22 protein-coding genes are annotated in these 22,018 nt (G+C 59.1%); 7 read left to right on the top strand and 15 right to left on the bottom strand.

The window, feature by feature from the left end:
* Window positions 1-46: 46 nt before the first annotated feature.
* The 4 genes from ACCC96_RS21695 to ACCC96_RS21680 form a co-directional block, all read right to left on the bottom strand.
* Window positions 47-1,060 (bottom strand): ABC transporter substrate-binding protein, encoded by a 1,014-nt coding sequence (locus ACCC96_RS21695; protein ID WP_413696864.1) that lies wholly within the window; start codon window positions 1,058-1,060, stop codon window positions 47-49.
* Window positions 1,057-1,620, bottom strand: coding sequence for a sigma-70 family RNA polymerase sigma factor (locus ACCC96_RS21690; protein WP_413696863.1), 564 nt, complete (start codon window positions 1,618-1,620; stop codon window positions 1,057-1,059). The genes ACCC96_RS21695 and ACCC96_RS21690 overlap by 4 nt, the downstream gene beginning before the upstream one ends.
* Before the next feature lie 212 nt (window positions 1,621-1,832).
* Window positions 1,833-2,624: a phosphate/phosphite/phosphonate ABC transporter substrate-binding protein gene (locus ACCC96_RS21685; protein WP_413696862.1), complete on the bottom strand. Its 792-nt coding sequence runs from the start codon at window positions 2,622-2,624 to the stop codon at window positions 1,833-1,835.
* 111 nt (window positions 2,625-2,735) lie between these two features.
* Complete coding sequence (locus ACCC96_RS21680; RefSeq protein ID WP_413696861.1) at window positions 2,736-3,677, bottom strand: fatty acid desaturase; 942 nt, start codon at window positions 3,675-3,677, stop codon at window positions 2,736-2,738.
* 342 nt (window positions 3,678-4,019) lie between these two features.
* Between ACCC96_RS21680 and ACCC96_RS21675 the strand changes: the two genes are divergently transcribed.
* Complete coding sequence (locus ACCC96_RS21675) at window positions 4,020-4,439, top strand: GNAT family N-acetyltransferase (RefSeq protein WP_018926450.1); 420 nt, start codon at window positions 4,020-4,022, stop codon at window positions 4,437-4,439.
* A 19-nt stretch (window positions 4,440-4,458) separates the two neighbouring features.
* On the opposite strand, the gene def is transcribed toward ACCC96_RS21675, so the two are convergent.
* Complete coding sequence (gene def / locus ACCC96_RS21670) at window positions 4,459-4,998, bottom strand: peptide deformylase (protein ID WP_413696860.1); 540 nt, start codon at window positions 4,996-4,998, stop codon at window positions 4,459-4,461.
* Window positions 4,995-5,939 carry a YihY/virulence factor BrkB family protein gene (locus tag ACCC96_RS21665; protein WP_018926452.1) on the bottom strand — a complete coding sequence of 315 codons (945 nt, stop codon included), beginning with the start codon at window positions 5,937-5,939 and terminating at the stop codon, window positions 4,995-4,997. The genes def and ACCC96_RS21665 overlap by 4 nt, the downstream gene beginning before the upstream one ends.
* Window positions 5,940-6,157: 218 nt before the next feature.
* Between ACCC96_RS21665 and ACCC96_RS21660 the strand changes: the two genes are divergently transcribed.
* Entirely contained in the window at window positions 6,158-6,535 is a 378-nt protein-coding gene (locus tag ACCC96_RS21660; protein WP_018926454.1) for a hypothetical protein, read from the top strand.
* A 216-nt stretch (window positions 6,536-6,751) separates the two neighbouring features.
* Here the strand turns inward: ACCC96_RS21660 and fadD1 are convergent, their stop codons facing one another.
* Both fadD1 and fadD2 read right to left on the bottom strand, forming a co-directional pair.
* The gene (fadD1, locus tag ACCC96_RS21655; RefSeq protein WP_413696859.1) at window positions 6,752-8,452 is read right to left on the bottom strand and encodes a long-chain-fatty-acid--CoA ligase FadD1; all 1,701 of its coding nucleotides are present in this window, start codon (window positions 8,450-8,452) and stop codon (window positions 6,752-6,754) included.
* 356 nt (window positions 8,453-8,808) lie between these two features.
* Window positions 8,809-10,497, bottom strand: coding sequence for a long-chain-fatty-acid--CoA ligase FadD2 (fadD2, locus tag ACCC96_RS21650; RefSeq protein WP_096480957.1), 1,689 nt, complete (start codon window positions 10,495-10,497; stop codon window positions 8,809-8,811).
* Window positions 10,498-10,730: 233 nt separating this feature from the next.
* Here fadD2 and ACCC96_RS21645 point away from each other — a divergent pair, with 233 nt between their 5' ends.
* Together ACCC96_RS21645 and ACCC96_RS21640 are read left to right on the top strand one after the other, a co-directional pair.
* Complete coding sequence (locus ACCC96_RS21645) at window positions 10,731-11,675, top strand: alpha/beta hydrolase (RefSeq protein WP_019651709.1); 945 nt, start codon at window positions 10,731-10,733, stop codon at window positions 11,673-11,675.
* 43 nt (window positions 11,676-11,718) lie between these two features.
* The gene (locus ACCC96_RS21640) at window positions 11,719-12,189 is read left to right on the top strand and encodes a MaoC family dehydratase (protein WP_413696858.1); all 471 of its coding nucleotides are present in this window, start codon (window positions 11,719-11,721) and stop codon (window positions 12,187-12,189) included.
* Window positions 12,190-12,453: 264 nt separating this feature from the next.
* Here the strand turns inward: ACCC96_RS21640 and ACCC96_RS21635 are convergent, their stop codons facing one another.
* Window positions 12,454-12,921: a ferritin-like domain-containing protein gene (locus ACCC96_RS21635; protein WP_413696857.1), complete on the bottom strand. Its 468-nt coding sequence runs from the start codon at window positions 12,919-12,921 to the stop codon at window positions 12,454-12,456.
* A gap of 204 nt (window positions 12,922-13,125) precedes the next feature.
* Between ACCC96_RS21635 and ACCC96_RS21630 the strand changes: the two genes are divergently transcribed.
* Both ACCC96_RS21630 and ACCC96_RS21625 read left to right on the top strand, forming a co-directional pair.
* A complete protein-coding gene (locus tag ACCC96_RS21630; RefSeq protein ID WP_026346079.1) occupies window positions 13,126-13,362 on the top strand; it encodes a DUF3820 family protein in 237 nt (78 codons plus the stop codon).
* Between the two features lie 25 nt (window positions 13,363-13,387).
* The gene (locus ACCC96_RS21625; RefSeq protein ID WP_413696856.1) at window positions 13,388-14,569 is read left to right on the top strand and encodes an aminotransferase class V-fold PLP-dependent enzyme; all 1,182 of its coding nucleotides are present in this window, start codon (window positions 13,388-13,390) and stop codon (window positions 14,567-14,569) included.
* 2 nt (window positions 14,570-14,571) lie between these two features.
* Here ACCC96_RS21625 and ACCC96_RS21620 read toward each other — a convergent pair whose 3' ends face one another.
* From ACCC96_RS21620 to zwf, 4 genes are all read right to left on the bottom strand, one after another.
* Window positions 14,572-15,297: an intradiol ring-cleavage dioxygenase gene (locus ACCC96_RS21620; protein WP_413696855.1), complete on the bottom strand. Its 726-nt coding sequence runs from the start codon at window positions 15,295-15,297 to the stop codon at window positions 14,572-14,574.
* Between the two features lie 182 nt (window positions 15,298-15,479).
* Window positions 15,480-16,145: a bifunctional 4-hydroxy-2-oxoglutarate aldolase/2-dehydro-3-deoxy-phosphogluconate aldolase gene (locus tag ACCC96_RS21615; protein WP_018926462.1), complete on the bottom strand. Its 666-nt coding sequence runs from the start codon at window positions 16,143-16,145 to the stop codon at window positions 15,480-15,482.
* 17 nt (window positions 16,146-16,162) lie between these two features.
* Window positions 16,163-16,876: a 6-phosphogluconolactonase gene (gene pgl, locus ACCC96_RS21610; RefSeq protein WP_413696854.1), complete on the bottom strand. Its 714-nt coding sequence runs from the start codon at window positions 16,874-16,876 to the stop codon at window positions 16,163-16,165.
* Window positions 16,863-18,332 (bottom strand): glucose-6-phosphate dehydrogenase, encoded by a 1,470-nt coding sequence (gene zwf / locus ACCC96_RS21605; protein ID WP_018926464.1) that lies wholly within the window; start codon window positions 18,330-18,332, stop codon window positions 16,863-16,865. The genes pgl and zwf overlap by 14 nt, the downstream gene beginning before the upstream one ends.
* Window positions 18,333-18,558: 226 nt before the next feature.
* Here zwf and ACCC96_RS21600 point away from each other — a divergent pair, with 226 nt between their 5' ends.
* Complete coding sequence (locus tag ACCC96_RS21600) at window positions 18,559-19,419, top strand: MurR/RpiR family transcriptional regulator (RefSeq protein WP_172901244.1); 861 nt, start codon at window positions 18,559-18,561, stop codon at window positions 19,417-19,419.
* A 106-nt stretch (window positions 19,420-19,525) separates the two neighbouring features.
* Here ACCC96_RS21600 and ACCC96_RS21595 read toward each other — a convergent pair whose 3' ends face one another.
* Both ACCC96_RS21595 and ACCC96_RS21590 read right to left on the bottom strand, forming a co-directional pair.
* Entirely contained in the window at window positions 19,526-20,380 is an 855-nt protein-coding gene (locus ACCC96_RS21595; RefSeq protein ID WP_019651704.1) for a D-hexose-6-phosphate mutarotase, read from the bottom strand.
* A 208-nt stretch (window positions 20,381-20,588) separates the two neighbouring features.
* The gene (locus ACCC96_RS21590) at window positions 20,589-21,935 is read right to left on the bottom strand and encodes a carbohydrate porin (protein ID WP_413696853.1); all 1,347 of its coding nucleotides are present in this window, start codon (window positions 21,933-21,935) and stop codon (window positions 20,589-20,591) included.
* Between the last annotated feature and the right edge of the window lie 83 nt (window positions 21,936-22,018).

Below are 22,018 nucleotides of genomic sequence, written 5' to 3'. Positions count from 1 at the left end.
GCTTCGCGGGCAAGCCCGCGATAGCTATCTATCAAACACCGCTGAACTACAAACTCGCACTCACTTTGCTCGCTACCTCACCCGGCACCCAGCCCTTCCACACTTGCGGCTGATCGCGCAAAAACGCTTCGGCGACCTGACGCGGTTGCTGGCGTTTTTCGCTCATCTGCCCCAGGGTCTGGTTCAGCAGATCGATCGGCAAATCGACCTTTTCGAAGAACGCCACCAGGTCCGGATACTGTGCCTTGAACGGTGCCGACACGCCGATGGCCAGGCTGGCCGGCATCGAACGCGTGCCCTTGGGGTTCGGATTGTTGGCATCGGCCAGGGTTTTCCAGGCTTGCGCGTCGAACGGTGGCTCTTCGAGTTTCACCAGTTTGAAGCGACCCAACAGTGGCGTCGGCGACCAGTAGTAGAACAGCACCGGTTTACCCCGGCGGATCGATGAAGCGACCTCGGCATCCAGCGCCGCGCCGGAACCGGTGCGGAAGTTGACGTAGCTGGCGGTCAGGTCATAGGCCTTGAGTTTCTGGCTGTTGACGATCTCCGACGTCCAGCCGGTCGGGCTGTTGAGGAAACGTCCGCGGCTTGGGTCTTCGGGGTCGCGGAATACGTCCTTGTAACGCGCCAGGTCGGCGACGGATTTCAGCTCCGGCGCCAAGGGTTTAATGCCGCGTTCCGGGTCGCCCTTGATCACGTATTCCGGCACCCACCAGCCTTCGGTGGCGCCTTTGACGGTATCGCCCAAACCAAACACTTTGCCCTCCGATGCCGCCTTGACCCAGGCCGGACTGCGCCCGGCCCACTCTTCGCCGATCACCTGAATGTCGTTCTTGGCCAACGCGGCTTCGAGGCTGACGGTGCTGCCGGGCAAGGTGTCGGTTGGATAGCCATAACCTTTCTCGACGATCAGCCGCAGGATCTCGGTGATCAGGCTGCCGCTTTCCCAGGTGATGTCGCCGAAATGGATGGGTGTGGTTTTTTCTGCGGCGGGAACATGGCCAGCCACTAGGCTCAGGGCCAGCAGCGAACTGCTGAGCAGGGTTTTGATCGATCTCATGCGGACCTCCGGGTCTGGGGTGTTCGGTTCAAGGATGTTCGATTCAGGGGTTCGTTGGCGCTGTGCAGCGCGCACAGTGCCTGGGAACGGGTCATGTAAACGCTGACCGAACGCTGGGAAATGCCCAGTTCGGCGGCGATTTGTGGGTAGGTCAGGCCGTCGATTCGCGACAATAGAAACGTTGCCCTGACCTTGCCCGGCAGGCGATCGAGGGTTCGATTCAGCTGCTTCAGGGTCTGGGAGAACTGCGCCAGGTCTTCAGGCGATGGCCCACCGACCGGGTCAACCGGCGGTAACTGGTCGAGGTGCTGGCGTTCCAGATCCCGGCGGCGCCACAACTGATAAATCAATCGCTGGGCGATGGTGGTGAGCAAGGCGCGGGGTTCGCGAATCGGCGTCAGGCCTGGCGACTCGAGCAGTTGCACGAAGGTTTCGGCGGCAATGTCTTCGACACTGGGACTGGCTCCCAGATTTCGGCGCAGACGTGCGCACAGCCAGGTGTAGTGGGCGCGGAACAATCCGCCCACGTCATTGCGATGAGAAACGTCGGCGCCGGACATAGGGGCTCCTTGGGTTAGGGGTCGCTGAATGTCCGGTGATCCGGTGGCGCGATCCTAGCAAGGAGCCTTATTCATTAAAAATACTTAAAATGAATTTTTATATTCCATAAACGAATTATGTAGATCGCCAAGATCGCAGCCTTCGGCAGCTCCTACATTTGGATGGCGTACATCCTGTAGGAGCTGCCGAAGGCTGCGATCTTTTTCCGAAGCTACCGCAACCGCCCATACCCCAACGCTTCGGCCTCTTGCTGGTAGTCGAGCACGATCTGATAGTCGCTCTCGCGGGCCGGCAACACTTCTTGCAGGCCCAACGTCTCGGCGACATCGGGCAGTTCCTTCAACGTCTGATTCATCACCTGTCGAAGCTGTTCAGCCTGCACATCAGTGGTGCCGGCCGCAGCGATGTACGGCAACGTCGGACTGAACGCGGTGCGCGCCAATACTCTCAAGCCAGCGACTTCTGCCTGGGCGTGCTGCGCCAGATAGGCGAAGGTCACGCTGTCGATGGCGGCCAGGTCTGCCAGGTCGTCACGCAGCCAACGCAGGCTTTCGCGGTGGCTGCCGCTGATGGCGACACTGGCAAAAAACTGCCCGTCGCGGTGCAACGGCGCCAGTCGGTGACGCAACAGGTTCATGCCACTGTTGGAGTCTTCGCCGTTGATCACACCGCGACTGCCGCGCAAGGCCGACAAGGTTCTTCGAGGATCATCGGCGCGAGTCAGCAACAGGCTGCAATGGTTGCCGCCGCTGCTGTCCGGCAGTTCATAACGAGGACGACCAATGACCCGGACGCGACCGCGCAAGGCAGTCATCAACGGGTAGCCGCAGGTTTGGGTCAGCAGCAGGTGCGGGGATAGCCAAAGGTCCATCAGCGACAGTTCTTCGGCATCAAGGCGGGTGCTGCCGAGCTGTTCGACGATATGCTGCAGCCAACGCTCGTTGGCCTGGCGGATTGGCTCGGGAGCGACATACATCAGTAACTCAGCGAGGTGTTGTGTCATCGAATATTTCTTCACCAGTGAAAGTCAAAAGATCGCAGCCTTCGGCAGCTCCTACATTGAATCGGCATACACCTGTAGGAGCTGCCGAAGGCTGCGATCTTTTGACGCCTATCAATGAAACGGATGCCGTGGGCTATCGATTGCCCTCACTCCGTGCTGACGCACCAACTGGCCATAACCCCGCACCAGAAACCCGCCACTGCGCGTCAGCCATTGCTCGCGACGCGCGCGGTACACCCGTGGCAAGTCGTACCAGGGCAACCCCGGCAAGTCGTGGTGCACCAGGTGCAGATTGAGATTCAGGAACAGCCAGCGCCACGGCCACCCCGCTTCATTGATGACGGTGCGTTGCTCCGGTTGCGCATGCGGACGGTGTTCATAGTAGGAGCGAATCATCGCAATCGACAGCGCCGGCACGCTGATCAGCAACAGGTAATACCAGACCGGCAGCACGCTGTAGCGCGCGATGAACGCCAGCATCAGCAGGGTCAGCGAACCGTGACTCAGCCACATTGCCCAGGCTTGGCGCTCACCCGTTTTCAGCCGTTGCAGCTCCTCCCGCACCAGCGCCAGCAAGGCCAGTGGCGCACCAATGACGAAGCGCCCCAGCACAGTTTTGTTCAGCCAGTGCAGGCCCTGTTCGAACAGCGAACTGCGCCGCCACTGTTCAGCGCTCAGGTAACGGCTTTCCGGGTCGCTACCTGGGATGGTCAGGTCTTCGTCGCGGTGATGCAGCAAATGGCTGTCGCGGTACAAGGTGTAGGGATACCAGACCGCAAACGGCGCATAACCCAGGACTTTATTCAGCATTGGCCAACGGGTGGGATGACCGTGCAGCAATTCGTGCTGCACCGACAACCACAACACCAGCAGTGGAATCAGCAACAACGTGCTCCACCAGAGCCCCAACCGGGCACTGCCCAGCACAATACTGAACCAGCAGACGTAAACGCCGATCAGCAGCAACCAGGTCGGCCACTCGGTGCGAGCGGTGAAACGTTGGCGCAGGGTTTCGATTTCTTCACGGTGGGCAGCGTCGAAGTAATGGGGCATGGCTTTGCTCAGAACGGGGACCAATCCCCCTCTGTGCAACGGCGCCGGGATTTCTTGCAGATTGTTTGGTTATTTCGATAGACGTAAAAAATCGGAGCCCGAGGACTCGGGCTCCATTGACGCGGGATCAGTGGCCGAACACATTCACCTTCTTGGCCTTCTTGTCCGCGCGTTTTTCAATCGCGGTTTTCGCCGGTTTTTTCTTTGCGGCTTTCTTTGATTCCATACCTTTGGACATGATGCGTACTCCACTCACAGGGGGGATGTGAGATCAGGTATACACCTATCCCGGCGCGCGTGTTCTTTTATAATCTGTGCCCTGCCCACCGACTGTCCGAGCCCATGCCCAACACCCAGTACACCTTGCTCGACGAGCCATTATGGCCGTTGATGAACAAGTTTTACCGCGCCCACCAATCGTCGATGAAAGCGGTGCGAGACGCTCAATTGTGGGTCGCAAGACGTGAAGAGATCATCGCGGCGCTGTGTTTGCGGCCGGTGGCCGGCGGGCATTGGCTGACCGGGCTGTTTGTCGACCCGAGCTGTCGCGAACAAGGAATCGCCGCGACGTTGATCGCTCACGCCGTCAAGCACCTTGAAGAGCCGGTCTGGCTGTTCTGCCATCCGGATTTACGTGGCTTTTATGAGCGTCGCGGCTTTACCTTCGACCCGCCCCTGCCCTACGCCCTGGCCGAACGGTTGAGCCGTTATGCGCGCAGCAAACCGATGATTGCCATGGGTTTGCAACCAGGTTCGGCATGAACAGCGATCCTTTAGCGATTCAATCGTCCGCCGCAGGATCAAGGTCCGGGAACATCACTTCGGTAAACCCGAACTTGCTGAAGTCTGTGATGCGCGAGGGGTATAACCGGCCGATCAGGTGATCGCATTCATGCTGCACCACCCGTGCATGAAATCCGGAGGCAATGCGCACGATCGGCTCGCCCTTGGGATCAAAGCCTTCATAGCGAATCTGCTGATAGCGATCCACCGCCCCGCGCAGACCCGGCACCGACAGGCAGCCTTCGAAACCCTCTTCGAGGGTCGCGCTCAATGGCGTGATCAGCGGATTGATCAGAATCGTCTGCGGCACCGCTTCGGCGTCCGGATAGCGTTCGCTGTGCTCGAAACCGAAGATCACCAGTTGCAGGTCGACACCGATCTGCGGCGCGGCCAGGCCGACCCCGCCGACGCTTTCCATGGTCTGGAACATGTCGTCGATCAGTTGCCACAACTCGGGGCTGTCGAACATTTCCGCCGGCACCGGCGGAGCAATGCGCAGCAGGCGTTCATCGCCCATTTTCAGAATTTCACGGATCATTTTATGACTTCGTCAGTGGTCGGCTGGATTGAGTGATCTCGTCCCAGTCCTGAGACATGCTGTTTGGGTTCTTCGTGCACCTTTTCACCGGGTTTCTTGCCTTCGGAGGACATGTGCTCGATCACCGCGTTCATTTCCGCACCGAGCAGCAGCACCGCGGCGGAAATATAGAAGTACAGCAACAACACGATGATCGCGCCGATACTGCCATACATGGCGTTGTAGTTGGCGAAGGTTTTGACGTACAGGCCGAAGCCCAGCGAAGCGACGATCCAGACCACCACGGACAACACCGCACCCGGGGTGATGAAGCGAAACTCTTGTTTGACGTCGGGCATGACGTAATAAATCAGCGCCACCGCCATCATCAACAGAATCACGATCACCGGCCAGCGCGCGATGGTCCAGACGGTCACGATGAAATCTTCAAGGCCCACTTGCGAAGCGATCCAGGCCATCACCTGCGGCCCGAGCACCATCAGCGCAGCGGCGGCCAGCAGCATGCCGGCAATGCCGATGGTGTAGAAAATCGACAGCGGAAAACGCTTCCACACCGGACGGCCTTCAACCACGTCGTACGCGGCGTTCATCGCACTCATCATCAGCCGCACACCGGCGGACGCGGTCCACAGGGCGATCACAATACCTACCGAGAGCAAACCGCCCTTGGATTGCTGGAGCTGGTCGATCACCGGGTTCACCTGCTCCAGCGCCTGGGGCGGCAGCACCAGTTCCGACTGAAGGCGCAGCCAGGAGAAGAAGTCCGGCAAGTGCAGGAAGCCGATCAGGGCAATCAGGAACAGGATGAAAGGAAACAGCGAGAACAGCATCTGATAGGCGAGCGCCGAGGCATAGGTCGACATCTCGTCGGCGACGAACTCGGTGACCGTGCGCATCATCACGCGATGCAGGGGCAGACCTTTCATGGTCGGGAAAAACATTAGCGTCTCGCCGCAAAAAGGTTGAAGTCATGGCGACTCAAGGGGCCGTTTTCTACAACAAAGTAGCCTACTTGGCGACTTTGAAACAATTTCGTAGTTCGACCGTTGCGACATTTCATCGTTCTACGCAGATCAAGCTTTATGTTTGCAGGCTTTGCACCGAGAATGCGCAACGTATTCAGGCCATGGCGCTGAAGATCCAATCCCGTAGGAACGTTATGAAACTCGATAAAAAGCAGGCCATTGCCCGCAGAAACCAGGAACTTGGCGGTGCCGTGCTTGGCGTCAACAACTGCCATTTCACCGAATTGAACCGTAACCGCAACATTTTCTGGTTCGATATCCCGGTCGCGCGGCTGGCCATTGGTCAGTACGAATGGATTCACTTGCTGATGCACACCCCGGACACCGACGAACTGCTGCACCTGAAAGTGCCGACGGTGTTCCTGCGCGAGAAGCTCGAAGGCCTGGTGGTGCGCAACCAGGGCAAACGCAAGGCCGCCCTGAGCCTGGAACTGAGCGCCGACAAGGACTCGTACCTGCAGGACATGCGTCCGGCGGGCACCAACGTCAATTTCGCGCAGTTCCGCCAGTAATCCTCTCAAGCCATCAAAGAGTCCCCTGTGGCGAGGGAGCTTGCTCCCGCTGGGGTGCGTAGCGCCCCTAAATCAGGCACCTCGATTCACCTGATCAGGCCGCTGGCTGCTTTTACGACTGCTGCGCAGCCGAGCGGGAGCAAGCTCCCTCGCCACAAAAGCGCTCTTGATACCGTCTTAAACAAAAAGCCCCGCATCTGCGGGGCTTTTGTTTGATCAGGCGCTGACTTTCTTCATGCCCAGTTTCTTCAGCTCTTCGTCGCGCAACTCGCGGCGCAGGATCTTGCCGACGTTGGTGGTTGGCAGCGCGTCGCGGAACTCCACGGCTTTGGGCACCTTGTAGCCGGTGACGTTGGCGCGCATGTGCTCCATCACCTGTTCCTTGGTCAGGGTCACGCCCGGTTTGGCAACGATGAAGATCTTGATCGCCTCCCCCGACTTCTCGTCCGGCACGCCGATGGCCGCGCATTGCAGCACGCCCGGCAGGGTCGCCAGCACGTCTTCCAGTTCGTTGGGGTACACGTTGAAACCGGAGACCAGGATCATGTCTTTCTTGCGATCGACAATGCGCATGTAGCCATCGGGCTGAATCAGTGCGATATCACCGGTCTTCAACCAGCCTTCGCTGTCGAGTATTTCATCGGTGGCTTCCTGACGCTGCCAGTAGCCCTTCATGACTTGCGGACCTTTCACACACAGTTCACCGATGCCGCCCAACGGCTGTTCAACGCCGGCATCGTCGATGACTTTGCACCGGGTCGACGGCACCGGGATACCGATGGTGCCGATCTGGATGTTCTGGCTCGGGTTCACCGTGGCCACCGGGCTGGTTTCGGTCATGCCGTAACCTTCACAGATCGGGCAACCGGTGACCGCTTTCCAGCGTTCAGCCGCGGCCAGTTGCAAGGCCATGCCGCCGGACAGGGTGATTTTCAGGTTCGAGAAATCCAGCTTGCGGAACGCTTCGTTGTTGCACAACGCGACGAACAACGTGTTCAAGCCGACGAAACCGCTGAACTTCCACTTCGACAGTTCCTTGACCATCGCCGGCAGATCGCGCGGGTTGCTGATCAGGATGTTGTGGTTACCGATCAGCATCATCGCCATGCAATGAAAGGTGAAGGCATAGATGTGGTACAGCGGCAGCGGGGTAATCAGGATCTCGCAACCTTCGTTAAGGTTGGAGCCCATCAGCGCCTTGCACTGCAGCATGTTCGCCACCAGGTTGCGGTGGGTCAGCATCGCGCCCTTGGCCACGCCGGTGGTGCCGCCGGTGTATTGCAGCACCGCCACGTCGCTGCTGGCCGGGTTGGCTTCAGCCACTGGCTGGCCATGGCCTTTGCTCAGCACGTCGTTGAATTTGATGGCCTTGGGCAAGTGATACGCCGGGACCATCTTCTTCACATACTTGATGACGCTGTTGATCAGCAGACGCTTGAGCGGCGGCAGCAGGTCGGCCACTTCAGTGACGATCACGTGCTTGACGCCGGTTTTCGGCACGACGGTCTGGGCCAGGTGCGCCATGTTGGCTAGGCAGACCAGGGCTTTGGCACCGGAGTCGTTGAATTGGTGTTCCATTTCCCGCGCGGTGTACAGCGGGTTGGTGTTGACCACGATCAGCCCGGCGCGGATGGCACCGAAGACGGCGACCGGGTACTGCAACACATTGGGTAATTGCACGGCGATTCGATCGCCTGGCTGCAAATCGGTATGCTGTTGCAGGTAAGCGGCAAAGGCACCGGACAATTCGTACAGCTCACCGTAGGTGATTGTCTTGCCCAGGTTGCTGAATGCCGGTTTGTCAGCGAAGCGTTGGCAGGATTGCTTCAACACTGCCTGAATATTCGGGTACTCGTCTGGATTGATCTCGGCAGCAATTCCAGCTGGGTACTTATCCTTCCAAAAGTCTTCGATCATGGAAGCCCACTCCTCAGCAACGCGAATTCAACACCGCATTTGATGCGATTATTATTGGTGTTTGTCTATTGGTGAATCTGGCTTTACATAGGCCGAGAAGTCACAAAGCGCGCCGAGAGTAGCAGCTTTGCCAAGGGCCGACTAGAGCCTAAATTGGCCTCTACAGTCACTTTGGTGACTCAAGAATAGCAAGCAGTCATTTTAGAGCAAAAATCCTATACCGCCCTGAAAGCCTCTGAATTCGCGGCTTTCAAAGCAAAAAATCGCAGCCTTCGGCAGCGCCTGCAGAGGAATGCGATCCCCGTAGGAGCTGCTGAAGGCTGCGATCTTTTGGCATCACCTCGGTCTACGACCGTTTATGCGATATCCCGCAACTCCCGCCGCAAAATCTTGCCCACCGGCGTCATCGGCAACGACTCACGCAACACGATGTGCTTGGGTACTTTGTACGCCGTGAAGTTTTCCTTGCAGTAAGCCTTCAGCTCTTCAAGGCTGACCCCCGACTCACGGGCCACCACAAACAGTTTCACCGCCTCCCCCGAACGCTCGTCCGGCACGCCGATCACCGCACAGTTGGCGACTTTCGGGTGGGCCATCACCACGTCTTCGATCTCGTTCGGGTACACGTTGAAACCCGAAACGATGATCATGTCTTTCTTGCGATCGACAATACGCACGAAACCGTCCGGGTCGATCACCCCGATATCGCCCGACTTGAACCAGCCGTCGGCATCCAGCACTTCGGCGGTGGCTTCGGGTTTCTGCCAGTAGCCCTTCATGATCTGCGGGCCTTTGATGCACAGTTCGCCGCGCTCGCCCAACGGCTGCTCGACGCCTTCGTCGTTGATCACTTTCAGGGTTGTGCCCGGCACCGGCAGGCCGACCGTGCCGATGCGTGATTTGTCGCCGTAAGGGTTGGTGCAGGCCACCGGCGAGGTTTCGGTCAGGCCGTAACCTTCGGTGATCCGGCAACCGGTGAGCTGCTCCCAGCGCTCGGCGGTGGCCTTGACCAGCGCCGTGCCGCCGGAGTTGGTGAGTTTGAGGCTGGAGCAATCCAGGGTCTTGAAATCGGGATGGTCCATCAGTGCGACGAACAGCGTGTTGAGCCCCAGCAGCGCCGAGAACCGCCAGTTCTTCAGTTCCTTGATGAAGCCCTTGATGTCCCGCGGATTGGTGATCAGCACGTTGTGGTTGCCGGTCACCATCATGCACATGCAGTTCGCCGTGAAGGCATAGATGTGGTACAGCGGCAGCGGCGCGATCATCACTTCCTGGCCTTCGCGCAGCAGCGGCTGACCGTCGGCACCCAGCTGACTGAGGCATGCCCGCGCCTGCTGCATGTTCGCCACCAGGTTGCCGTGGGTCAGCATCGCGCCCTTGGCCAGCCCGGTGGTGCCGCCGGTGTATTGCAACACGGCGATGTCGTCGAGACCGACGTTCAGCGGTTTGATGCCCAGGCCCCGGCCCAGACGTAGCGCGCTCTTGAAGGAGATGGCCTGGGGCAGCGAATAATCCGGGACCATTTTCTTGACCTTGGCGACCACGGTATTGATCAGCCAGCCCTTGGCGGTGGGCATCAGGTCGCCCATCTTCGCTTCGATCAGGTACTGGATGTCAGTGTCGGGCAACACTTCCTGGACCTTCTGTCCAAACACGTTCAGGTACACCAGCGCCCGGGCACCGGAGTCCTTGAACTGATGACGCATCTCCCGCGCGGTGTACAGCGGGTTGGTGTTGACCACGATCAGCCCGGCGCGCAAGGCGCCGAACACGGCGATCGGGTAATGCAGGACGTTGGGCATCTGCACCGCGATGCGATCCCCCGGCACCAGGTCGGTGTGGGCTTGCAGGTAACCGGCGAACGCAGCGCTGTAACGTTCCAGTTCAGCGTAGGTCAGGGTCACGCCCATGTTGCTGAATGCCGGGCGGTCAGCAAATTTTTTGCAGGAACGCTCGAACACCTCGATCACCGACTTATAGGCCCCAAGGTCGATATCCAGGGGCACGCCGGCCGGGCGTTTGTCATTCCAGAAATCAGGTTGCATTGTTCTTGTCCTCATTACCTGAATCTATCCGGGGCCGCTTTTTCTATCACTTCTGAAAAGCGGTGCTTCCCGGACACTAGCAGCTATGGTGAATCAGGCAAATATGCGCACGGTCCTCATTGATCCCGTGAATCTTGCTGCCCCGGCGCGGCCTGATCAGACGGCGCGCGCGGGATGCGCTATACAATGCAACGACGCCCATGCCGCCTACAGTCCCATGCAAAGGAATCGCCATGATCCATGACACTTTCTGGCTGACCGCGAGCGACCGCAGCCGCCTCTTCGTCAACCAGTGGCTGCCGGCTGCGCCGCTCAAAGCCGTGATCCTGCTGGCCCATGGCATGGCGGAACACAGCGGTCGCTACGCTCGCCTGGCAGAAAAATTCTGTGAACAGGGCTACGGTGTTTACGCACCGGACCTGCGTGGACATGGCAAAACCGCTGAAAACGGCACGCTGGGCCACTTCGCCGACAGCGATGGCTGGGGCAAAGTGGTCGGTGACCTCGCCAGCCTCAACCAACATATCGGCCAACAGCATCCCGGCACGCCGATCGTGCTGTTGGGCCACAGCATGGGCAGCTACATCGCCCAGGCTTACTTGCTGCACCACAGCGCCAGCCTGCACGGGGCGATTCTCAGCGGCTCGAACTTCCAGCCCGTGGCGCTCTATCGCGCAGCGCGGCAGATTGCTCGTCTCGAACGCCTGCGCCAGGGGCCCAAGGGTCGCAGTGCATTGATCGAATGGCTGTCATTCGGCTCGTTCAACAAGAAATTCAAACCGGCTCGCACCTCGTTCGACTGGCTGAGCCGCGACCCGGCCGAGGTCGACAAGTACGCCAACGACCCGCTCTGCGGCTTTCGCTGCACCAATCAGCTATGGATCGATTTGCTCGGCGGCTTGCAGCAAATCAGCAAAGCGTCCAATCTCGCCCAGATCGATCCGGGCCTGCCGCTGCTGGTGATTGGCGGCGAATGTGATCCGGTGAGCGAAGGCAAACGTCTGAAAGATCTGGCCCACGCCCTGCGCGACGCTGGCTGCCAGAGCCTGCACTTGAATATTTACCCGCAGGCCCGGCACGAACTGTTCAATGAGAGCAATCGCGATGAGGTGACTGCCGACGTGCTGAACTGGATCGCCCAGGCCTTGAGCAACCGCCGGCCACCCAGAGCCGAATAGTTTTTTTGTGGATTCATTTAATTCGTCACAGGAATCGAGACAGATGACCCAGGTTACCAACACCCCTTACGAAGCCCTCGAAATCGGCCAGACCGCCAGCTACAGCAAAACCGTCGAAGAACGCGACATTCTGTTGTTCGCCGCGATGTCCGGTGACCACAACCCGGTGCACCTGGACGCCGAATTCGCCGCTGCCTCCATGTTCAAGGAGCGCATCGCCCACGGCATGTTCAGCGGCGCGTTGATCAGCGCGGCGGTGGCTTGCGAGTTGCCTGGGCCGGGGACTATTTATATCGGTCAGACGATGAGCTTTCAGAAGCCGGTGAAGATTGGCGACACGCTGACTGTGCGCCTGGAAATTCTCGAGAAAATGCCGAAGTTTCGTGTGCGGATCGCCACTCGCGTGTTCAACCAGCGTGATGAACTGGTAGTGGATGGCGAGGCGGAGATTCTGGCACCGCGTAAACAGCAGACCGTGACATTGCCGACCTTGCCGGCGATCAGCATCGGCTGATTCATCGCTCATCCGTGGCCTGGATGGGCTTCTGTGGCGAGGGAGCTTGCTCCCGTTCGGCTGCGCAGCAGTCGTAGAAGCTGCTCCGCGCCGGAACAGGTGAATCGAGGTGCCCGATTGGGGGCGCTGCGCACCCCAGCGGGAGCAAGCTCCCTCGCCACAAAAAGCCCCCCTCGCCACGGTGAATGCAGCGTTTCGTTCTCCTACAATCTCGAACACAAAAAAACGCCAGACTGGCTGGCGTTTTTGATGGGGAACGAACGCTTACGAGCGTGCGCGAGCCTGGTTACGCAGGGCTTTGACCTGATCGTGGTTGCGTTGCACGCCGTGGTACTGGCGTTCAACGGTGTCACGAATACTTACCAGGTTGTCTTCGTTGATTTTTTCCAGCGCTTTCTTGTAAGCCTTCTTCGCGTGGTCTTCACCACGCTCAGCTTCGTTCAGCACTGCCTCTTCATCCTTGCCGGTGAACATCGACTTCACATCCACCCAACGACGGTGCAGATCGCCGCCGACACTGGTGGAGGTTTCCGGATCGCCGCCCAGGGAACGCACCGTGGCCTGCAGTTCGGCAGCGGCAGTGGCGCAATCGGCGGAACGCCGAATGAACAGGGTTTTGAGTTCGGGATTCTTGATGTCTTCAGCGCAAGTCTTGAACCCTTCTTGACCATCTTTACAGGTTTCAATCAGGTCGTTGAGTACAGAGATCGCTTCTTTATTAATGTCGGTCATTTTTCAATTCCTTGCGGTTGATGAAAGATGCAGTAAGTCGTTGCACCCTGCATGCCAGCTTCGAATTGATATTTTTCTACTTAAATTTCAACAAGTTATATTTAAACGTGAGATCTGTATCCGCTTTTTTTGCATGATCTGTCAATTGGCCTGCATGCAGAATGCCTGTATTTTCCAGACTGTTTTGAATCAAGACGACTGATGATGAATCCCGAAAAGCTCGAACTGCTGATTACCCGCGAGATGCCCTTCGGCAAATACAAGGGCCGTATCATCGCCGACCTGCCCGGCCAGTACCTGAACTGGTTCGCTCGCGAAGGTTTCCCTCACGGGGAACTGGGCGGGTTGCTGGCCTTGATGCAGGAAATCGACCACAACGGTCTGTCGGAGCTGCTCGAACCGTTGCGTGTCAAACACGGCAAACCTGCCCCTCGTCACTGATCTGACCTATCGCACCGAGTCGCCCATGCCCGATAACACCCGCCGTGCCCGTGATGAAGCCTTTTGGCAGACCTTTGCCGACCGCTATGCTGTCGAACCCGGCCCCCTGAACCTGGAGAACGGTTACTTCGGGCGCATGTCACGCACTGTGGTCGAGGAGTATCAGCGCAACATCGAGCTCATCAACCGCGGCAACTCGGTACATGTGCGCCAGCGCTTCGAACAGGGCGAAAGCGTCAAGATTCGCGCGCAGCTGGCCGAGCTGATCGGTGCCCCGGCCGAAGCCGTCGCCTTCACCCGCAACGCCTCGGACGGTTTGCAGTCGCTGATCCGCAACTACAATCGCCTGGAACCGGGCGATCAGATCCTGCTGTGCGATCTGGAGTACGACACGGTCAAGAGCGCAATGCGTTGGCTGGCCCGCTATCGAGGCGTGGAAGTGATCGAGATCGAGCACCGTCACCCCGCCAGTTTCGACAGCTTGCTGGCCACGTACCGCGAAGCTTTCACACGTTATCCGCGACTGAAGTTGATGGCCCTGACCCACGTCACCCATCGCACCGGTCTGGTAATGCCGGTGCAGGCGATTGCCGCTGCCGCAAGGGAGCATGGCATCGATGTGATCCTCGACGGCGCCCATGCTCTGGGCCAGATCGAGTTCAACCTCGATGAGCTGGGCATCGCCTTTGCCGGCTACAACCTGCACAAATGGATCGGTGCACCGCTGACCCTCGGCTTCATTTACATCGCGCCCGAGCGCCTGGCCGACATCGACCCGGACATGGGCGAGATGCATTTCCCGATCACCGACATTCGCGCCCGCACGCCATACAGCACCCCGAACATCCCGGCCCTGCTGACCCTGCCGCTGGTGTTCGAAGAGCATCAGGCCATGGGCGGTTCTGTCGCCAAGGGCACACGGCTCAATTACCTGCGCAACCGCTGGGTCGATGCCGTTCGGGCGTTACCGGGGATCGAAGTCATGACCCCGGATGACCCGCGCCTGTACTGCGGCATCACCTCGATGCGCTTTACCCGACATGCCGACCAACAAGTGATGGTCGAGCGCCTGCTCAACGACTACAACCTGTTTACCGTGGCGCGCAGCGGCGCAGCATGTGGCCCGTGCATCCGCATTACGCCGGGGCTCACCACCACGGCTGCCGACATGGATCGGCTGGCCCGGGCGCTGAGCGAATTACGCTGACGTCACACGGTGTACTTGTCGAAGTCCTCGGGCTTGATTTGCGATGACACCGCAAACGTGTCGACACCGATGGTCGTGTGCCCGAAAAAGCCGTCTTCATTCGAGTCTCGACCGATGGTGTGAATGTTCAGGGTCGAGGCCTCGCCGCCCATGCGCTGATAAAACATATCCTGCGCATTGGTCAGCGGTGAGACGGCTCGACCGCTGTACTCACGGGCGTTGAGCACCGACCTTGATGCGACCTCGGGAAAGTAAAGCTGGCCGACCCAGGCGACGTGCCGCTCTTCCAGATAGTTATTGCCGGCCGTAATGCGTACCGCGACATGGATGTGTAAAGCGCGGCCGGCATAGAACCCCGGATAAATCGTGGTAAACCGCACGATGCCCATTTTGTCGGTGAATTGCCCACCACGCAGGTAGGTGTCGTCGTCGGTGCGCGGGATCGACCCGATATCATCCACATCAACTTCCTTATCCGGGTTGATCTTGCTCCAGCCCGAATACGCCCCGCGCGCATTGCAATGCCAGATATCGACCAATGCCCCGGTAACCGGTTGACCGGTCATGGCATCGATGATCGTGAGCCGCAGCACCAAGGGAATGCCGTCCATGCCTTCGCTGATGTTTCGTCTGATCAGTTTCGGGTTTCGAAAATACGGACCGGCGATCTGCTCGGGTGACAGTTGATAAACCGGTGAAGCGGATGCAACTGCAGTGTTGTCGTCCATGACATTCTCTCTTCCATAAGATGAACGCAGGTTAACGCTGGACGTGCGACGAGATGCGGTAACTATGTATCGCGTGATGTCCCGCAGGTTTTCATCAGGCAAAAAAAAACGGTGCACCGACCAAGCGCACCGTAAAGCCGTAGAACACACAACGAAGTGTTTGGTAAATCCGGTAAATCAGATCAATCCAGCAGGGCCAACGCCTCGGCGGTGCACTCCTGGATGCGGGCCCAGTCGCCGTTCTTGATCCACTCGGGGTCAAGCATCCAGCTACCGCCCACGCACATCACGTTTTTCAACGCCATGTAGCTCTTGATGTTGGCCGGGCTGACGCCGCCGGTCGGGCAGAATTTAACTTCGCCGAACGGGCCGCCCAAGGCCTTGATGGCTGCGACGCCGCCGCTGACTTCCGCCGGGAACAGCTTGAAGCGGCGATAGCCCAGGCAATAGCCTTCCATAATGCCGGAGGCGTTGCTGATGCCCGGCAACAGCGGAATCGGGCTGGCGACACTGGCTTCGAGCAAGTCACGGGTGATGCCTGGCGTCACGATGAACTGCGAACCGGCGGCTTCGGCAGCGGCCAGCATGCTGCGATCAAGCACCGTACCGGCGCCGGTCACCAGTTCCGGACGCTTCTCGCGCAGGATCTGGATGGCCTTGAGGCCGAACTGCGAACGCAGGGTCACTTCCAGCGCCGTGAGGCCACCGGCGGCCAGGGCGTCGGCCAACGGCAGCACGTCCTGTTCGCGAGCGATGGTGATCACCGGCAGGATCCGCGCCTTGGCGCAGAGGCTGTCGATCAGGGCAACTTTGTCCGCCATGGAAACGGTCGGGGATGTGTTTGTCATAGCGGCTGATCCTTGGTTCATGGGCACCAGTAAATCTCTAACGTAGGTTGCAGAAACGCCCGAATCGGCATGGCGGCGACATCGTCACCGGCCACTGCGGCGCTCAGGGTGGTCAGCTTGGACTGACCGGAAATCGATAGAACGGTGTGCCTGGCCGAAGCCAGCAGCGCACGACTCATGGTCAGGCGCTGATGCGGTACGGTCGGCGCCAGCATCGGCCAGCAGCGACGGCTGCCGTCGACTTTCAAGGCGTCGGCCAGGTTCGGGCTGTTGGGGAACAGCGACGCGGTGTGACCGTCGTCGCCCATGCCCAGCACCAGCACATCGATCGCCGGTAATTCGGCGAGCAAGCGATCAGCCTGCTCGGCGGCCTGTTCCAGGTTGGCGGTGGCACTGTAGAGGCTCAGGAACTGGGCCTTGGCCGCCGGGCCTTGCAGCAGGTAACGCTTGAGCAGACCGGCATTGCTGTCGGCATGCTCCACCGGCACCCAGCGCTCGTCAGCCAGGCTGACCACCACCTTCGACCAGTCCAGCGCCTGCTTGGCCAAGTGCTGGAAAAACGCCACCGGGCTGCGCCCACCGGACACCACCAGCGTCGCGGCGCCTTGTGCGGCAATCGCCTCGCTCAGTTGTCTGGCTACCGTCAATGCCAGGCCTTCGGCCAGCAGCACCGGGCTTTTGAACTCATGGGCGCTGACGCCCTGAGGCAGTTTCAATTTAGATATCGCCATACCACGACCTCCCGTCCCGCGTGATCAGTGCAATGGAGCTCATCGGCCCCCAGGACCCGGCCGCGTACGGCTTGGGCGCATCACCGGACTTTTTCCACCCGGCGATCAACTGGTCACACCACTTCCACGCGGCTTCGATTTCATCTTTACGGACAAACAGGTTCTGATTGCCACGCATCACTTCCAGCAACAACCGCTCGTAGGCATCGGGAATCCGTGCGCTGCGCCAGGTGTCGGAAAAATTCAGCTGCAACGGACCGCTGCGCAACTGCATGCCCTTGTCCAGGCCTTGTTCTTTGGTCATCACGCGCAAGGAAATGCCTTCGTCCGGTTGCAGGCGGATGATCAGTTTGTTGCTGATCTGCAAGCGCTGCTCAGGGGCGAAGATGTAGTGCGACGGTTCCTTGAAGTGGATGACGATCTGCGACAGCTTCTGCGGCATGCGCTTGCCGGTGCGCAGGTAAAACGGCACGCCGGCCCAACGCCAGTTGCGAATGTCGGCACGCAGGGCAACGAAGGTTTCGGTGTCGCTCTGGGTGTTGGAGTTAGGCTCCTCCAGATACCCCGGCACCGACTTGCCTTCGCTGTGACCGGCGATGTACTGGCCGCGCACCACTTGAGTAGTCAGGCCTTCCGGGCTGATCGGCGCCAGTGCCTTGAGGACTTTGACTTTCTCGTCGCGGATGCTGTCGGCGGACAGGTCGGCCGGCGGGTCCATGGCGATCAGGCACAGCAACTGCAGCAGGTGATTCTGGATCATGTCCCGCAGCTGGCCGGCCTTGTCGAAGTAACCCCAACGGCCTTCGATCCCGACCTGCTCGGCCACGGTGATTTCCACGTGGGAGATGTAATTCTGGTTCCACTGGGTTTCGAACAGGCTGTTGGCGAAACGCAGGGCGATCAGGTTTTGTACGGTCTCTTTGCCCAGGTAGTGGTCGATGCGGTAGGTGCGGTTCTCCGGGAAGAACTGCGCCACGGCATCGTTGACCTTGCGCGAGGATTCCAGGTCAGAACCGATGGGTTTTTCCAGCACCACGCGGGTGTTTTCGGTCAGGCCGACCTTCGACAGGTTCTCGCAAATAGCACCGTAAACCGCCGCCGGCGTGGCGAAGTAGGCAATCACCCGCTGGGCACTGCCGGCCTGCTCGGCCAGGGCGACGTAATCGTCGGCCTTGAGGAAGTCGACATGCAGGTAACTCAACCGGGCCAGGAAGCGCTCGAGCACGGCTTCATCCAGCTCTTTGGCGCCCACGTAGCGACGCAACTCGGTGGCGATGAACGCCAGATGCTGCTGCTCGCTGCCGGGTTCACGGGCCAGTGCGATAATGCGCGTATCCTCATGAAGCAGGCCGGCACCATCGAGTTGATAAAGGGCAGGAAACAGCTTGCGCAAGGCTAGATCGCCGAGAGCGCCGAACAAGGCAAAGGTGCACGGTTCAACCGTAATCGAAGGCATGATGTTTGTTCTTTTATCAAGTTAAGCTACAAATACCTTTTTTCAAGGCATCACTCAAGGAAAAATGTAGTAATAACCACAACATTTTCGCAAAATATAGATTCCGAGTGGTGGTCGGTCGGAGCCATCAGTAGGATAGGCCACCGTTATGGGCCGTATCAAAGGCCCAATTTGCATAGCCGAGCGCTTGTTTGCGCAGGTGAATTTAGGAACCCATATGGACCGCGTGCGAAATTTACTGGAACAGATCCAGAGTCGCCTCGAAGACCTGAACAAGGCAGAACGCAAAGTCGCCGAAGTGATCCTGCTCAACCCACAGCAGGCGACCCGGTTCAGCATCGCCGCCCTCGCCCAGGCCGCGTCGGTCAGCGAGCCGACGGTCAACCGTTTCTGCCGCTCGTTCGGTGTCAGCGGCTACCCGGAACTGAAACTGCAGCTGGCCCAGAGCCTGGCCAGCGGCGCGGCGTATGTCAGCCGTGCGGTGGAAGCCGACGACAACCCCGAGGCTTACACGCAGAAGATCTTCGGCAGCGCCATCGCGTCCCTGGACAGCGCCTGCCAGGCACTGGACCCGAACCTGATCAGCCGCGCCGTCGACCTGTTGATCCAGGCCCGGCAGATCCACTTCTTCGGCCTCGGCGCCTCGGCCCCGGTGGCACTGGATGCGCAGCACAAGTTCTTCCGCTTCAACCTGGCAGTGACCGCCCATGCCGATGTGCTGATGCAACGCATGATTGCCTCGGTGGCCCACACCGGTGAGTTGTTCGTGATCATCTCCTACACCGGCCGTACCCGCGAATTGGTGGAAGTGGCACGCATCGCCCGGGAAAACGGCGCTTCGGTGCTGGGGCTGACGGCCGAAGGTTCGCCGCTGGCCAAGGCCAGTACCTTGAGCCTGAACATTCCGTTGCCCGAAGACACCGACATTTACATGCCGATGACCTCGCGGATCATTCAGCTGACCGTGCTCGATGTGCTCGCCACCGGCATGACCTTGCGCCGAGGCGTGGATTTCCAGCCGCATTTGCGCAAGATCAAGGAAAGCCTCAATGCCAGTCGGTATCCGATTGGGGATGAGTTTAATTAGGACTTAAAAGATCGCAGCCTCGCTTCGCTCGACAACTCCTACGGGTGTACGCCAATCCGTTGTAGGAGCTGTCGAGCGAAGCGAGGCTGCGATCTGTTGATCTTTCTCACGCCCCAACCCGCGCCTGCAAACTCAAATGCGCCCTCTCCCCCGGCGCCAGGCACAGGCTGTCGGTGCCGCCGCTGGCCGCTTCCACACAGACGAACTCGGAAATCTCGTTCCAGCTCACGCCCAGCAATGGTCGCGAGCCGGGATGCCAGACCACCGTGTCTGCATGATCACCGGTGTCGATGCACAGTTCGCGCTGCCAGGCGTGGTCCTTGAGCTGTAATTCACCGTCATGCTGGAACACGCGCTGACACCCACCGTCGACCCGCAACTCGCCTTCCTGTTGGCAAGCCTGGCGGTTCAACTGATCGTAACCTTGCACTCCTTCGAGCCCAGACAGCGCTATCTCACCGACGTCGCCAATACGCCAATAGGCGTGCAACGCCTGACTCAACTGGCACGGCATGTCGTCCTGATGCTCGGTGCTCAAGTGCAAATCCATGCGTTCGCCCAGGTGCGCATGCAAGTCCACTTGCCAGTCGCACAGCTGTAACTGCCAGTGCAGGCGCACGCCATCGTCGTCACTGCTGCTGTCGAGCAGTTTCCAGTCGAGCAGACGCGCCCAACCATGGGACGGCCAGGCGTTTTCGCTTGGGTGGCGGCCATACCACGGCCAGCACACCGGCACGCCGCCGCGAATCGCACCCACGTGCGGCCATTTCGCCGCGCACCACAACCAGGGTTTCTGACCCTTTGGCTGGAAGTGCAGCAACTGCGCGCCCTGACGACTGAACACCGCCTGACACAGCGGATGGTCGATCACCAGCACGTCGCGCATCTGATAGCGCTCCCACGCAAACACCGGACGTTCGCGCAAGGATTTGAAGAAGCGTTGTAGCGGATGCTCAAGCATGTGCCACGGTCCTGAAAATCATTGGTGTACTCACAACCCCTGAAAATAACAGCGCTCTTGTAGCCAGTGAACTTTCTGTGGCGAGGGAGCTTGCTCCCTCGCCACAACAGCATTCGCCAGCAGCCTGGTTAGCCAGCCCCAAAAAAAAGCGGACAGCCATGGCCGTCCGCAAATATGCGCACATAGAGAGGAGCTTATCGCAACAGCGTTAGAACACCGACTGAATTTTCAGGCCGGCGACCAGCGCGTTATCAACTTCATCCACACCACCCGGGTGAGTGATGTATTGCAAGTTAGGACGCACCGTCAGCCAGTTGGTAACGTGGAAACCGTAGTTGATCTCGTAGTTGTACTCGGTGCTGCGCAGTGGCGCGAACAGTGGATCGTTGTAGTCGGTGACACCATTGGCGGCGTTAACCAACTCGGAGTTTTTCTTTACGTCATCGTTGACATGGATACGGGAGAAACCGATCCCGACGTCGTCTTTTGGACGCGAATCGAACGGGCCCTTGTAAACAAACATCAGCGACTGGTAGTTGTCGACGAAGTTGGTGTCCTTGTCGTGGAAGGTGGCGTTGGCCGCGATGTTCAGACCGCGCGAAGCATCACCGTTATGGGTGGTCAGTTGTTGCTGCGCCACGAACCAGTAGCCGTGCTTGCTGTCATGGCTGCGATAGGCATTGCCGGTGGTCGCTGCATCATTGCCGTTGTCGTCTTTACGGACGTCATTGGCGTCGGCCGTGCTCTTGTAGTAACCGACACGGTATTCGCCCGGCAGGTTGTTGACCTTCGGCGACCAGACCAATTCAACCGGCAAGACGGTGCCTTTGGTACCACTGCCGCTGAGCTTGAAGCCGTTACCGTGCTCAAGTTGCGATGGGTTCTGGTTGTACGCGCCGATCTGCGCATAGAACTCAGGCGTGATGTTGTACTTCACGCGAACCGCTGCCTGCATGACCGGCCAGTTGTACCAGATACCGGTCGCCCAGTTACCCGCCTGGGAACCGCAGAATGCCAGGTTCTGGAACTCGCAAGGGAAGGTGTTGAAGTCTTCGCCTTCGCCGAAGTAACCAGCCTTGACGTCCAGTTTCCCGTCGAGGAACTGGTGCTTGATCCACAGCTGGGTCAGACGGACCATGTGGCCACGGCCGTAGACTTCCTGGGAGGAGCTCAAGGTGCCGGCACGCGGGTCGCCGACACGGTCATTGGAGATGTTCTGACCGTTACGGTTGGTGAGCTGGATCTTGGCCTGGGTGTTATCCCAGCCCCACAGTTTTTGCAGGTCCAGCGCCACGCCCAGACCAAACTGGTCCGCGTAACGCGCTGTCTTGTCGTCGTTGTAGCCGCCGTGCAGGTTGGCGCCCACTTCACCGACGTAGTCGGCCTTGATGTCGATACCTTGCTCGATCAGCTTGGTCCGCTCACCACCCCAGTCCCCCGTCATCCACTGGGAATCGGCACTGAACGCGTCAGCCGCGTGTGCGCTACCGGCCAGCATCATCGCCGCAACCGCTGTCAATTGGCAGATCAGCTGAGCGTTGTTCTTCTTCTTCATCCCTACATCCTCGTTTTATTGTTATTAACTGTTTTTATCTAACGCGGTTTACATCGATTGCGACGGATGTCTCCATCCGCCAC

It is taken from the genome of Pseudomonas sp. Pseusp11 (assembly GCF_047304405.1).
In the GTDB taxonomy this organism is placed as follows: domain Bacteria; phylum Pseudomonadota; class Gammaproteobacteria; order Pseudomonadales; family Pseudomonadaceae; genus Aquipseudomonas.
Note: the sequence above shows the minus strand (reverse complement) of the source record. Positions and strands in the feature narration are given on the sequence as shown.

Excerpts from the sequence above, each read along its gene's own strand:
- ACCC96_RS21660 (WP_018926454.1), top strand. The coding sequence starts at position 6,158 with ATGAAACTCGATAAAAAGCAGGCCATTGCCCGCAGAAACCAGGAACTT.
- ACCC96_RS21675 (WP_018926450.1), top strand. The coding sequence starts at position 4,020 with ATGCCCAACACCCAGTACACCTTGCTCGACGAGCCATTATGGCCGTTG.
- ACCC96_RS21680 (WP_413696861.1), bottom strand. The coding sequence starts at position 3,677 with ATGCCCCATTACTTCGACGCTGCCCACCGTGAAGAAATCGAAACCCTG.
- ACCC96_RS21665 (WP_018926452.1), bottom strand. The coding sequence starts at position 5,939 with ATGTTTTTCCCGACCATGAAAGGTCTGCCCCTGCATCGCGTGATGATG.
- ACCC96_RS21635 (WP_413696857.1), bottom strand. The coding sequence starts at position 12,921 with ATGACCGACATTAATAAAGAAGCGATCTCTGTACTCAACGACCTGATT.
- ACCC96_RS21615 (WP_018926462.1), bottom strand. The coding sequence starts at position 16,145 with ATGACAAACACATCCCCGACCGTTTCCATGGCGGACAAAGTTGCCCTG.
- ACCC96_RS21625 (WP_413696856.1), top strand. The coding sequence starts at position 13,388 with ATGCCCGATAACACCCGCCGTGCCCGTGATGAAGCCTTTTGGCAGACC.
- ACCC96_RS21645 (WP_019651709.1), top strand. The coding sequence starts at position 10,731 with ATGATCCATGACACTTTCTGGCTGACCGCGAGCGACCGCAGCCGCCTC.
- ACCC96_RS21620 (WP_413696855.1), bottom strand. The coding sequence starts at position 15,297 with ATGGACGACAACACTGCAGTTGCATCCGCTTCACCGGTTTATCAACTG.
- fadD2 (WP_096480957.1), bottom strand. The coding sequence starts at position 10,497 with ATGCAACCTGATTTCTGGAATGACAAACGCCCGGCCGGCGTGCCCCTG.
- def (WP_413696860.1), bottom strand. The coding sequence starts at position 4,998 with ATGATCCGTGAAATTCTGAAAATGGGCGATGAACGCCTGCTGCGCATT.
- ACCC96_RS21595 (WP_019651704.1), bottom strand. The coding sequence starts at position 20,380 with ATGCTTGAGCATCCGCTACAACGCTTCTTCAAATCCTTGCGCGAACGT.
- fadD1 (WP_413696859.1), bottom strand. The coding sequence starts at position 8,452 with ATGATCGAAGACTTTTGGAAGGATAAGTACCCAGCTGGAATTGCTGCC.
- zwf (WP_018926464.1), bottom strand. The coding sequence starts at position 18,332 with ATGCCTTCGATTACGGTTGAACCGTGCACCTTTGCCTTGTTCGGCGCT.
- pgl (WP_413696854.1), bottom strand. The coding sequence starts at position 16,876 with ATGGCGATATCTAAATTGAAACTGCCTCAGGGCGTCAGCGCCCATGAG.
- ACCC96_RS21590 (WP_413696853.1), bottom strand. The coding sequence starts at position 21,935 with ATGAAGAAGAAGAACAACGCTCAGCTGATCTGCCAATTGACAGCGGTT.
- ACCC96_RS21640 (WP_413696858.1), top strand. The coding sequence starts at position 11,719 with ATGACCCAGGTTACCAACACCCCTTACGAAGCCCTCGAAATCGGCCAG.
- ACCC96_RS21690 (WP_413696863.1), bottom strand. The coding sequence starts at position 1,620 with ATGTCCGGCGCCGACGTTTCTCATCGCAATGACGTGGGCGGATTGTTC.
- ACCC96_RS21695 (WP_413696864.1), bottom strand. The coding sequence starts at position 1,060 with ATGAGATCGATCAAAACCCTGCTCAGCAGTTCGCTGCTGGCCCTGAGC.
- ACCC96_RS21630 (WP_026346079.1), top strand. The coding sequence starts at position 13,126 with ATGAATCCCGAAAAGCTCGAACTGCTGATTACCCGCGAGATGCCCTTC.
- ACCC96_RS21685 (WP_413696862.1), bottom strand. The coding sequence starts at position 2,624 with ATGACACAACACCTCGCTGAGTTACTGATGTATGTCGCTCCCGAGCCA.